Genomic DNA, 13,261 nt, shown 5'->3' with positions numbered 1-13,261 from the left:
ATTAATTTAAAGTTATAGTCTTATTGACTGTATCTAATGTTAAAGTGTATGTTCCTGGAGTACCAATAAAAGAAAAGTTATTGTCGCCATCCATAGCATCTGTAAAGTTTGCATCAATAGTATAACCTTCTCCTGTATAATAAGGGAAGTTTAAACCTGAATTCCAATCACCTTCAATAGTAAAAAATCTAAATGCGTCATTTGCTAATGTTACGCTACCAGAATATACGCCAGCTCCAGTACAAGGTAATTGAACAGGAGAACCCCATCCCCAACCAGCGTCAGGTACACCAGCACCAACAAGCCATAATTGGTCATATTCGCAATTAGTTTGTGGTGGTCCTAGAGTTATAGTTTTGTTTACAGTATCAATAGTTAAAAAGTAGTTTCCAGAGGTGCCTACAAATGCAAAGTTGTTATCACCATCCATTGCATCAACAAAGTTAGAATCTATTGCGTAACCTTCTCCTATGTAGTAAGGAAAATTTAAACCTGAGTTCCAATCACCTTCTATAGAGAAGAATCTAAAGTTGTTATCTGCTCCTCCATTATTTTGAAGATTTACATTACCTGAATAAATACCAGTTCCAGTACAAGGTAGTTGAACAGGAGAACCCCATCCCCAACCAGCGTCAGGTACACCAGCACCAACAAGCCATAATTGATCGAATTCACAATTTGCACCTTGTGGAGCTCCTAATGTAATAGTTTTATTTTCCATGTCAATTTCTAAGAAATACTCACCAGCAGTACCTATGAATTGGAAATTACTATCACCATCATTTGCATTAACTAAATTAGCATCAATAGTAAATCCTCTTGTTTCAAACCAAGGGTAATTATAACTATCAGGTCCCCAATCTTCTTGTAAGAAGAATCTAAAGTTACCGCCATTGTCAGGACTTAAGTTAACATTTGCCGAATATTTAGACCCAAGTAAAGGGAGTACTTCTGGAGAATCCCATCCCCAACCAGCATCAGGTAAACCAGCTCCAACACCATAAAGTGCAGGAGGTAATGCAGTTTCATAAGGTGTTACAGAAATTGTTATAAAGTTTGAAATTCTTTCAAGCTCTCCAGAGGTAGTTTCTAAGACTGAACGTACTCTAATATCTAAAGAACCAACAGTTTCTGCTTCAAGTCCAAGGTTTAAAGCTACATCATTTAACTCGGCATGAGTAGAAGCTAGTGTTCTTTCTTGAGTATTGCCTAAAGATTCTACAGTTGTAAAGTCAGATCCTGCAACAGCTGCTTCCACGTAATAGTTAATTAATACTGAACTTTCAGGAGCAAAATTTGGATCATCCCAATCAACTGTTAATGCAATGTCATCTTCAGTAATGTCTGATAATACAACTTCAAATGTACTATCTGGACTAGTAATTATTGGGCTTTCTTCAGGATAAGAACTTACGGTTAGTCTAATAGCATTACTTTGCATTTCATTACCAGTAATTCTTAAATAAATAGATGCTTCTTCAAGTGCAGAAATATTATTGTCTAATAATATAGCATTGAAAGTTTCTACCGACATTGTAAATGTGTTAGTGCTTGAAGATCCAATGTTTATTATATTAGAAAAAGTATCGTCCATTGACATATCAATAGAATAACTTTCTGCTCCAGTTACATTATCATTCCAAACTAAAGTAAGAGCATTATTTTGACCATTTGTACCATCTAATATTATACTTGCGCCATCATTAGGAGTAATAATACTAAAGTTGTCTACAGGAGTTGTAAACTCAAAATCTTCAGTGTCATTACAATTCACGACAAATATCAGTAGAGTAAAAAATGATATTAGTTTTAATATTTTTTTCATCTTTTTATTCGTTTAAAATTAATGAATATGTGTACTCTCTAGGATTGCTTAAGTCTAATATTATTGTGTAGTTTCCAGAAGTTGGAACACCAATATTATCTCCACTATATTCCATAGTACCATCAGCACCAGTATCACCTAAATTAACTGACCAATCATCGTTTACTCTAAATTTAAGACCATTATCAGGTGCTTCTTGAGCTGTTAAATCTAAAGTAACGCTAAGAGTACGAGTATTAGGGTCATAAACCATATCAGTATCACTATCCCAACCTGTTGGTGTAGCGTTACCGATAACTCCCCAATTATGTAATTCTGCTGAGTAAGTTAAATCTGCTGTATTTGCTTGAACAAAGTAGTAACCAGCTACAGGAGCATTACAATTTGATTCATCGGTTTCAACTAACATACCTGTGTTAGTGCCATCGTCTCCCCAATCAGTATTTCCCCATTCAAAACCACCTGTTTGGTTTGGCGCTAAGAACTTATATTCACCATCAAGCCAAACGTAACCTTCGTAATCTGTTTCGCCAAATGCAGAAGAGGCTAGATGAGGTGCTGTAGGAGGATCCCAACCTTGATGATTCCCAGGAACAGCAATTCTTGGTAAATCTGTTGTAAAAGGAGTTACATTTACAGTTACAATGCTTGAATACTGTGGTAATACATTTTCATCACCAATATCAGATTTTATTCTAATATCTAAGCTTCCTTCAACAAAAGGAAATAATCCAGCTTGTACAACATAACCATTAAAGTTAGCAATGTTAACAGAAATTGCATTTGTATTTGTGTTTCCCATTGCTATTGGGTTTTCAAAATTGGTTCCAGAGGCAGCAATTTCTACTGTATAGTTTATACCTGTTGGCACACTATAATTTGCATCTTCCCAACTTACTGTAATAGCATTGTTGGTTTGTTCTTCCAATGGATTTAAGACAAAAGTTTGTCCCTCATCTGGTGTTAGGATATTTCCGAAACTCCCTTCAGAAATCTGTAAATTGTCATCATCACTACAAGAAATAAAAAATAATGTAAATGTTATGAGACAAACCTTAAATATATGTTTCATTTTCATAGTTTTAATATCCTGGGTTTTGTGTTAAATTAGGATTAGCTCCTCTTGCTTGTTCAGGAATTGGGAATAACTTATAGTGATCAGGAATAGATGTTCCTTCAGCAGTATTTCCTTTCCATGGCCAAATATAGTTTCCGCCAGTGAACTTGTTGAATCGTATTAAATCTGTACGTCTATGTCCTTCTAAGTTTAATTCTCTAGCTCTTTCATCAAGAATAAAGTCTAATGTTAAGTCAAATGAATTTATTGGATTGGTCATTGAACGTGTTCTTACATCATTTACTAAACTAAGGGCAGTATCCATATTTGTATTACCAGCACCTCTAACAGCTAATTCAGCATACATTAAGTAAACGTCAGCTAATCTGTATAAAGGAAAGTCTGTTCCAGAAAAATCCGTTGGAGTAGAGTTAACATTAAAGTCTGTATTTCTAAATTTAGTTGAAGGATAGCCATCTGTCCATTCTCTATAATCAGTCATATCATAATTATGTCCATCAGTCCAAAATAATGAAGCTCTTGTGTCATTTGAAGTGTTTAAATCTCCAAATAATCCATACCAAGCTGGAGATGCTCTGTGACCTTGCCAACCTTGTAAAGAACCAAAGTCTTCAAGTGGCATTGTATCTGAACTTAAACTACCATTTACAATGTATGTTGTATTTCCATAACTTTGACTTGTAACAGCATCAGCTATTAAAGGGAAAATTATTTCTGGTGAATTAAAGTTGTCGCCAGAGAAATTTTGAATAAAATTATTTGCTAATTGATAACCACCTTCATCAATAATTTTGTTAACATAAATAGCAGCTTCGTTATACTTTGCTTGCCCAATATAAACTTCAGCATTCATATAAAGTTTAGCAAGTAACATATCAACTACATATCTATTAGCGCGACCATAACTATTTGTAGTTGGCATTAATGGTTCAATTTCTAATAATTCAGTTTCAACATAAGTAAACAGTTCTAAACGAGATGCTTCAGGAAGTGGTTCACTAGTTCCTAAATTATCTTCAGTTACTAAAACACCTTTACCAAATGAATCGATTAAATAAAAATAGGCTAATGATCTTAAGAAGCGTGCTTCGTTAAGTGCTAATTCTGAATCTTCAACTGATGTTGAATTTAATACTTGAATTAAGTTGTTACATTGCGGAATAGTATAATAAATGCGGTTGTATAAGTATCTAAAAAATTTGTTATTACCATCCCAGTTAGAAGTGGTTGTTAATTGGTCTAAACCATCGTCTCCCCATCTATTTTTCATACCATCAGCAGTAAAATCTTGTAAATTGATAATACCTCTTAAAAATGGAGATTCACCTGCGTCATCATCTATATCTGAGCTTCCAGGGCCATTAGGGCCTGATAGGGCAAATGATGCATATAGCCTAGAAACAATACCTTCAATAGCATCTGGATCCTCAGCTAATAGTTCTTCTAAAGTAAGTTCTACTTTAGGTGTTGTATTAAGATCGTCTGTACAAGAATAAATGCCTAGTACAGAGAAACTTAATAGTACGACTAGTGTCTTTATAGCTTTTTTCATAATTTTTTTTTAAAAGTCTAAATTAATTCCAAACGTATATACTGTAGGTCTAGGGTAGAAATTACCGTCGATTCCACCAAAATTTTCTGGATCTTGACCAGAATAGTCATCAATAATAAAAGGATTGGTTACACTTCCATAAAGACGTAAAGTTGCATCTTTAATTAAATTATCAAACCTATGACCTAATACTATATTATCACATCTTAAGAAAGAAGCATCTTCTAAATAGTAGTCAGAATATATTGTATTACCAATTGCTTCATAGAAAGCAGAGTCTGCTGCACCACTATAAAAGTTAAGCACATTAGTTAAACTGGTGTTATTGTTTGGTAAAGCATTTTCTACATTACCATATCTTAATTTGTTTAAATTAAATACGTTACCACCTATTTGTCCTCTAAAACTAGAGCTTAAATCCCAGTTTTTATAGGTGAAGTTTAACCCAAATCCATAAGTCCAATTAGGAGCAATAGCTTGATAATAACGATCGTCATCATTAATAATATTATCACCATTTCTATCAGCAAAAGCGCCTGGGATTGGTGAGCCGTTAGCATCATATAATTGTTTGAATACATATGCACTACCAGCTTGTTGACCAACTGCATGACGTTGTAGAAACGTTCCTGTTCCTGTAACTGTACCTCCAGTTGGAATACTAGCTAGACCTTCTAAGTCTGTTACTTCAGTATGGTTGTAAGCAATGTTAGAAACAATGTCAAAACTAAAATCATCAGTATTAACTGGAGTAATATTTAAATTTAATTCAAAACCTTTACTCTCAGTTTCACCTACGTTATCAATAAAGCTGCTAGAAAATGCTTGTCCTGGTGGTACAGGTACATCTGCTAATAAATCAGTTGTTTTTCTAAAGTATACATCAAAAGAACCTGAAATCATTCTGTTGTTTAAGATGTCAAAGTCTAAACCAGCATTATATGTTGTTGTTTTTTCCCAAGTTAAATTAGGGTTAAAAGGCAATGCTGAATATAAAGATGAATTAGGTAAATATTGACTATTACTATCTCCTGCTTGGAATAATGGAATTGAAGGGTAGAAGCCAACAACGCCTGTAATATCTTGTTGACCAGTTTGTCCCCAACCTAATCTTAATTTTAAATCATTTATGAAAGTTGTATTCTCTAAGAAAGATTCACTTTTAAGTTTCCATGCTAGCGCAGCAGAAGGGAAAAACCCCCAACGATCATCTTCTTGGAACAACGAAGAACCATCTGCCCTAAATGATAAAGTTAATAAGTATTTACCAGCAAAGTCAATATTTGAACGTCCAAAGAATGATTGAAGATTCAATACGTTATAATATCTGTTGTTAGGATTGTTAGGGTTTATAACTAATTCACGTAATCCAGTATCCGCATTATATTGATATCTATCTTGATTTCCATCATTTTTGAAATTTTGGTAAGAATAACCAGCTTGGATATCATATTTGTTAATGAAATTACCTTCTAATGTTTTGTTGTACTGTAGATATGCATCTAGAGTAGTGTTAGTAATACGTTGTCTTTCTTCAAAGTTTACACCTGGATTAAATACATACGGGGTTGGTTCATTTGGAGTAACTCGATAAGTAGCTAATGAGTTATCAGAAAAACGTTCTTTTATCTTTGCTGATGAAGCGTCTAATCCTAAGTTCACTACAGCTTTTAAACCTGGAGCAAAAGGTAATTTGTAATCTGCTTCTATGTTTCCTAAAAATCTAAATACACGTTCTGGACGTTCACGTTGATTAAGTAATGCAACAGGGTTCCATTGACCATCAATTAAATTTCCATTCATGTTGACATAATAACCATTAAAAATACTATTACTGTCATTAACAGGTTTAGTAGGGTCAAAACCAATAGCACCGCTAATAGCTCCACCTGCATCAATTGCATTTTTATCTGCATAAGTAGTTTTTGCATTAATGTCTAGTTTTAGATTATCATCTAATAACTTAGGCGTTAATTTAAAAGAAGCACTTATACGTTCGTAATCGTCAGTTTCTACAACTCCTTGACTATTAGTATATCCTAAAGAAGCTCTAAAAGGAACTTTGCCAAATAAATTTGTTCTGGCACTAAAGTTAGTGTTTGATGATAAAGCAGTTCTAAAAACTCTATCTCTCCAATCAGTATTATAAATTTCACGCCCATCTATAACCTGCGCTACAGGTTCATTAGTACTAACTGACCCAGCAGGTACACCTAAAGAGCTTACATAGTCTGGGTGGTATTCTTGAATAAATTGTACAAATTCGCTGCTTGTCATCATATCTAATCCATCACCAGCAGAACTTACAGAAAAATCCGAAGAGAAGTTATATATTACTTTGTCTCCTGAAGTTCCTTTTTTGGTAGTAATGATAATTACACCATTTGATGCTCTAGAACCGTAAATAGCAGTAGCAGAGGCATCTTTTAAAATTGAAAAGCTTTCAACATCGTTAGGGTTTACTAAAGATAAAGGATTGCTTACACCTGCTGGATTATCATTTCCAATTGGTACACCATCAATAACAATTAATGGACTACTATTTGCTGATAATGAAGCCCCACCACGGATTCTAATATTTGGAGCAGAATCTGGAGAACCACCGTTATTTGTTATTCTAACACCAGCAGCTTTACCTGCTAATAATTGATCTGTAGATACAATAGCACCTTTGTTAAAGTCGTCAGAAGAAATTACATCTACTGATCCAGTTAAATCTTCTTTTTTTACACTACCATATCCAATTAGTACAATTTCTTCTAATTGAGCAGTGTCTTCTAATAATTGTACATCTAATGGATTTTGACCATTATAAGTAACCTCAAAGGTTTTATATCCTACATAGGAAAAAACCAATACATCACCAGTATTAACACTAATTTGATATTTACCATCAAAGTCAGTGGCTGTTCCAGTTGACGTACCTTTAATTACAACATTTACTCCAGGGAGAGGTAAAGCGGTTGATTGTTCGGTTACTGTACCAGAAACATTGGTCTGCGCTATTAATAAGGCGGGAACCAATAGTAATACATACAGTAAACTATTCATAATTGTTTTCATACAATACATTTAAATTAATTTCTTAATTAGTTTGTTATATTTTTACTTTTCGAAGTTAAATTTATGTAAATTAGACCTAAGAAAACCATGACTATTATCACTCTAACGTTTTCGTGTTGATAACTTTTTGAAGAAAATTGATTTATATAGCTTGTAAATTGAATTATTATCAAATTTGACGAAGAATTATAAGAATTTCCTAAATGAAAAAGAAGATAACCTTAAAACAAATAGCTAAAGAGTTAGATGTTTCAATTTCAACAGTATCAAAGTCTTTGAAGGATAGTACAGAAATAAGTGAAGATACTAGAGAAAAAGTAAAAGCTTTTGCTAAGCTATATAACTACAGGCCAAATAACATTGCGCTTAGTTTAAAAAATAGACGTACTAAAACTATAGGTATAATAATACCAGAAATTGTACATCACTTCTTTTCTAAAGTTATTAAAGGAATAGAATTGTATGCTAATGCTAGAGGATATAATGTTATTGTCGGCTTGTCTAATGAATCTTTTGATAAGGAAGTGATTAATATGGAAATGCTAGCTAATGGGAGTATAGATGGGTTTATATTGTCAATTTCAAGAGAAACACTTAAGCAGCAGGATTATCATCATTTTTCTGAAACCATAAATCAAGGTATGCCTATTGTAATGTTTGATAGAATTGTTAATGATATAGCATGCGATAAGGTTATAGTTGATGATATGCAAGGAGCGCAAAATGCAGTAGAGAAGTTAATAAGTAATGGCTGTAAAAATATTGCATTGATTTCTACCAAAGATTATGTAAACGTTGGCAAGTTGAGAACCAAAGGTTATTTGCAAGCATTGCAAGAACATAAAATTGATGCTGAGGCAGATTTAATTTTGAAAGTAAATGACAACCTGTTGTCAGAAGATCATCTAGAGGTTTTAGAAGAAGAAATTGAAAATATGTTCAAAGCTAATAAGAACATTGATGGTGTTTTTGCTGTAAATGAATTATATGCAGTTACTGTAATGAAAGTAGCTAGAAAATTGGGATTGTCAATCCCTGAAGATCTTCAAGTAATAGGCTTTACAGATGGTGTTTTATCTAGACACGCAACACCAAGTCTAACAACAGTTAGCCAACATGCTATAGCTATGGGTGAAAAAGCTGCTGAGTTATTAATTCAACGTATTGAAGATGAAAATGAGTATGAAAATGAAAGCTATCAAACCGTTGTTATTACTACCGAATTGGTAGAAAGAGAGTCTACTAAATAAAAAAAATAGTTTGAGGTAACGAAAACTTTTATACCTTTACGGCAGTCAAAACTTATATTTTTACTTTTCACAACAAGTTTTGATGAGCCTTTCCGCTTGTCGAAATAGTATTAATTTAAACATACTATTTATGGAAAAGCGCAAGCTAAGTTTCTGGCAAATCTGGAACATGAGTTTTGGATTTCTAGGGATACAGTTCGGTTTTGCCCTCCAAGGAGGCTTTATGTCACGAATTTTTCAAACGTTAGGTGCTAGTCACGATGATATTCCATTGTTGTGGATTGCAGCTCCTCTAACAGGTTTACTTGTACAACCAATTATTGGTTACATGAGTGACAGAACATGGCATCCAAAATTAGGAAGGCGTAGACCTTATTTTTTAATTGGAGCAATATTAAGTTCAATAGCATTATTTTTTGTGCCGCATTCTTCTGCTTTATGGATGGCAGCAGGATTTTTATGGATTTTAGATGCATCAATTAATATTTCGATGGAGCCTTTTAGGGCTTTAGTTGCTGATAAATTACCAGAATCACAAAGGTCTTATGGTTTTGTTGTCCAAACGTTAATCATTGGTATAGGTACTTGGATAGCAAGTAATTTACCTTGGATGGTATCTCAGTTAGGAGTTAGTGATTCTGCCGATGTAGGAGTAGTTCCAATGTCTGTAAAAGTTGCTTTTGCAATAGGTGCTTTTGTTTTTTTAGTTAGTATTTTATATACAATTTTTACTACAACAGAGTATCCTCCAGAGGATATGGAAGCTTTTGAAAAAGAAAAACAAAGAAAAAATCAATTTATTCCAGACATAGTAAATAATATCGGGAATATGCCTACAACAATGAAAAAACTTGGAGTTATTCAGTTTTTTTCATGGTTTGCATTTTTTACAATGTGGAGTATGGCAAATCCTGCGTTAACAGAGCATATATTTAATACACCAGTTCCTGTAGAAACGGCATATAATATGTCTGTGCCAGCACAAAAAGAAGCTTACGATATAGCTAACACTTCGTTTCAAAAATCTTCTAATTTAGTTGGTTCAGCAATGGGAGCTTATGGATTGTCTTCAATGGCTTTTGCTTTGCTTTTAACGTTTTATACTTCAAAAAGAAAAATCAACAGAAAATACGTACACATGGTGTCATTAATACTAGGTGGTTTAGGGTTTATAGCAATGTATTATATCTCTAATCCAGAAAACCTAAAGTACTGTTTTATGTTGATTGGTTTAGCTTGGGGAAGTATTTTGTCAATGCCATATGCTATGTTGTCAAGTTCAGTTGACCCTAATAAAATGGGAATGTTTATGGGGATTTTCAATATGTTTATTGTAATACCACAAATAATAGCTGCACTTGGTGGAATTAACTATGTATCTGGATTAATAGGAGAAGGAGCAATTAACGCAATGTTAGTTGCTGGAGGAAGTTTAATTATTGCTGGTTTATGTAATTTTTTAATTACTAATAAATCGGCTATTTCATATCAATTAGAAACAACCGATGAATAAAAAAGGATTCATATTCGACCTAGATGGTGTTATAGTAGATACAGCAAAGTATCATTATTTAGCTTGGAAAAAATTAGCTAACGATTTAGGGTTTGAGTTTACGGTAGAACAAAATGAAATGTTTAAAGGAGTAAGTCGAAAAAGATGTTTAGAGATTCTTTTGGACATTGGGAAAATAGAGGCTACTCAAGAACAATTTGATACTTGGATGATTGAAAAAAATGTAGATTATCTTAAGTATATAGAAAACATGGATGCATCTGAAATTCTTCCAGATGTATCTAGGGTTTTAGATTATTTAAAAGAAAAAAATCAACCAATAGCTTTAGGCTCTGCAAGCAAAAATGCTAAACCAATTTTAGAAAAAGTAGGATTGTTACCATACTTTGATACAATTGTTGATGGGAACAATGTTACTAAGGCAAAGCCAAATCCTGAAGTGTTTTTAATAGCTGCAGAGCAATTAGGAGTTAATTCTCATGACTGTGTAGTATTTGAAGATGCTGTTGCAGGTATTCAAGCTGCAAATAGTGCAGGTATGATAAGTATTGGTATTGGAGAAAAAACAGTTTTAAATGAAGCGGATAATGTGTTTACAGATTTTACACAAATGAACAACACATTTTTAAATGAATTAATGAATATAGATAAAGCGTAAAATGAATCAAGATTATATAAAGCCTAATGAATGGTCAGTGATAGAGGAAGGGTTTGATGCTAATCAAGTTGAATCTTCCGAAAGTCTATTTAGTATAGGTAATGGAGCAATGGGACAAAGAGCAAACTTTGAAGAATCCTATTCAGGATTAACATTTCAAGGAAGTTACATTGCTGGTGTGTATTATCCCGATAAAACAAAAGTTGGTTGGTGGAAAAATGGCTATCCAGAGTATTTTGCAAAAGTTTTAAATGCTCCAAATTGGATAGGCATTAATGTTAAAGTTAATGGAGAGCAACTTGATTTGAATACTTGTAAGAGTGTTAAAGATTTTAGGAGAGAACTTAATATGAAAGAAGGTTGGTTATCCCGAAGTTTTGTTGCAACTCTTAATAATGGAAACGAAGTTGAGGTGCAATCCAAACGCTTTTTAAGTTTAGATTTGGATGAGATTGGTGCTATAAAATATAGTGTTAAGCCTTTAAATACAAATGCTAATATAACATTAGAACCTTATATAGATGCTGGAATTACAAATGAAGATTCTAATTGGGATGATAAATTCTGGAATGTTACAAAAGTAAATCATGATAAGGATTTTGCGTCTATTCAAGCAAATACAATGAAAACTGAGTTTCATACTAATACATTTATGAAATCTCAATTATTTATTGATAATCAGGTTCAAAACTTAGACTTTGAAATTAATCAAACAGAAAATAGAATAGGGTTTACTTATCAAGCTGATGTTGAATGCTGTCAATCATTTACTATTGTTAAGTTTGGTGGTTATACCTCTGATAGAAATCACAATAAGCTAGATTTAGTACAAGCAGCTAAAAATGCAGTTAATAAAGCTACAAATTTAGGGTTTGATACTTTGTTAGAAATGCAAAAACAATCTTGGGCCAAAATTTGGGAAATGGCAGATATTACAATTTCTGGTGATGTAGAAGCGCAGCAAGGAATTAGATTTAATATTTTTCATTTAAACCAAACTTATTTAGGAACCGACCCTAATTTAAACATTGGGCCTAAGGGGTTTACAGGCGAAAAGTATGGGGGAAGTACTTATTGGGATACCGAAGCTTATTGTATTCCTTTTTACATGGCTACAAAAGACCAAGAGGTTGCTAGAAACTTATTAACCTACAGGTATAACCAATTAGATAGAGCTATTGAAAATGCCGGAAAATTAGGTTTTAAAAATGGTGCTGCTTTATATCCAATGGTAACAATGAATGGAGAAGAGTGTCATAACGAATGGGAAATTACTTTTGAAGAAATTCATCGTAATGGCGCTATTTCATTTGCAATTTATAACTACCATCGTTATACAGGAGATTATACTTATATTCCTGAAAAAGGATTAGAAGTATTAATCGCAATTGCAAGATTTTGGCATCAAAGAGCAACATTTTCAACTTATAGAAATAAATATGTAATTCTTGGTGTTACTGGTCCAAATGAATACGAAAACAATGTAAATAACAATTTTTACACCAACTATATTGCCAAATGGTGTATTGATTATGCGGTAGAAAATATTGAGAAAGTAAAGATTGAATATGCTTCAGACTATTCTCGAATTATGGCTAAAGTCAATCTTGATCTAGATGAGATAGTTGCGATGAAAAAAGTAGCAGATAATATGTACTATCCTTATTCTAAAGAACATGACGTTTACTTACAACAAGATGGTTTTTTAGATAAAGAAATGACTACTGTTGCTGATTTAGATATATCTCATCGACCAATAAATCAAAAATGGTCTTGGGATAGAATTTTACGTTCACCTTACATAAAACAAGCAGATACGCTTCAAGGATTTTATTTCTTTGAAGACCATTTTACAATTAAAGAATTAGAACGTCATTTTGATTTTTATGAACCTTTCACTGTCCATGAAAGTTCATTGTCACCTTGTGTGCATAGTATTCAAGCTGCAAAATTGGGTAGGATGGAACAAGCATATACATTCTATTTAAGAACATCTAGATTAGATTTAGATGATTATAATCATGAGGTACACGAAGGACTGCATATTACTTCAATGGCCGGAACTTGGATGAGTATTGTTGAAGGGTTTGGAGGTATGCGAATTAAAGATGATATATTATCATTTAAACCTCAAATTCCTAAACAATGGGATGCTTATTCTTTTAAGGTTAATTTTAGACAACAAGTTTTAACTGTAAATGTGACGCAAGAAGGAGTAGATTTTGAAATCGACGGAACCAATAATCTTCAGATTTTGGTAAACGATAAATTACTAACAATTACACCAAGTAAGGCAGTAACTGTATAAATAAGTAAACTACA

Annotated in this window: 8 protein-coding genes; 4 read left to right on the top strand and 4 right to left on the bottom strand. The window is 32.9% G+C overall.

Going from position 1 to position 13,261, the window contains the following annotated elements; translation table 11 throughout:
* Position 1 precedes the first annotated feature (1 nt).
* Genes ACLII3_RS04140 through ACLII3_RS04125 form a run of 4 tightly spaced genes read right to left on the bottom strand, consistent with a single transcriptional unit; the run spans position 2 to position 7,518 of the window.
* On the bottom strand, positions 2-1,825 hold the full coding sequence (locus ACLII3_RS04140) for a SusE domain-containing protein (protein ID WP_412986704.1): 1,824 nt from the start codon (positions 1,823-1,825) through the stop codon (positions 2-4).
* Between the two features lie 4 nt (positions 1,826-1,829).
* Positions 1,830-2,897, bottom strand: coding sequence for a SusE domain-containing protein (locus ACLII3_RS04135; RefSeq protein ID WP_412986702.1), 1,068 nt, complete (start codon positions 2,895-2,897; stop codon positions 1,830-1,832).
* A gap of 10 nt (positions 2,898-2,907) precedes the next feature.
* A complete protein-coding gene (locus ACLII3_RS04130) occupies positions 2,908-4,455 on the bottom strand; it encodes a RagB/SusD family nutrient uptake outer membrane protein (protein WP_412986700.1) in 1,548 nt (515 codons plus the stop codon).
* Positions 4,456-4,464: 9 nt separating this feature from the next.
* A complete protein-coding gene (locus tag ACLII3_RS04125; RefSeq protein ID WP_412986698.1) occupies positions 4,465-7,518 on the bottom strand; it encodes a SusC/RagA family TonB-linked outer membrane protein in 3,054 nt (1,017 codons plus the stop codon).
* Between the two features lie 203 nt (positions 7,519-7,721).
* Between ACLII3_RS04125 and ACLII3_RS04120 the strand changes: the two genes are divergently transcribed.
* From ACLII3_RS04120 to ACLII3_RS04105, 4 genes are all read left to right on the top strand, one after another.
* Positions 7,722-8,768: a LacI family DNA-binding transcriptional regulator gene (locus ACLII3_RS04120; RefSeq protein ID WP_412986696.1), complete on the top strand. Its 1,047-nt coding sequence runs from the start codon at positions 7,722-7,724 to the stop codon at positions 8,766-8,768.
* A 130-nt stretch (positions 8,769-8,898) separates the two neighbouring features.
* The gene (locus ACLII3_RS04115) at positions 8,899-10,281 is read left to right on the top strand and encodes an MFS transporter (protein WP_412986695.1); all 1,383 of its coding nucleotides are present in this window, start codon (positions 8,899-8,901) and stop codon (positions 10,279-10,281) included.
* A complete protein-coding gene (gene pgmB, locus ACLII3_RS04110) occupies positions 10,274-10,939 on the top strand; it encodes a beta-phosphoglucomutase (protein WP_412986694.1) in 666 nt (221 codons plus the stop codon). The genes ACLII3_RS04115 and pgmB overlap by 8 nt, the downstream gene beginning before the upstream one ends.
* A gap of 1 nt (position 10,940) precedes the next feature.
* Positions 10,941-13,247: a glycoside hydrolase family 65 protein gene (locus ACLII3_RS04105; RefSeq protein ID WP_412986692.1), complete on the top strand. Its 2,307-nt coding sequence runs from the start codon at positions 10,941-10,943 to the stop codon at positions 13,245-13,247.
* Positions 13,248-13,261 lie beyond the last annotated feature (14 nt).

Source organism: Pontimicrobium sp. IMCC45349 (assembly GCF_047219225.1).
Lineage (GTDB): Bacteria > Bacteroidota > Bacteroidia > Flavobacteriales > Flavobacteriaceae > IMCC45349.
The sequence above is the reverse complement of the archived record's forward strand: the minus strand, read 5'-3'. Positions and strand labels throughout refer to the sequence as shown.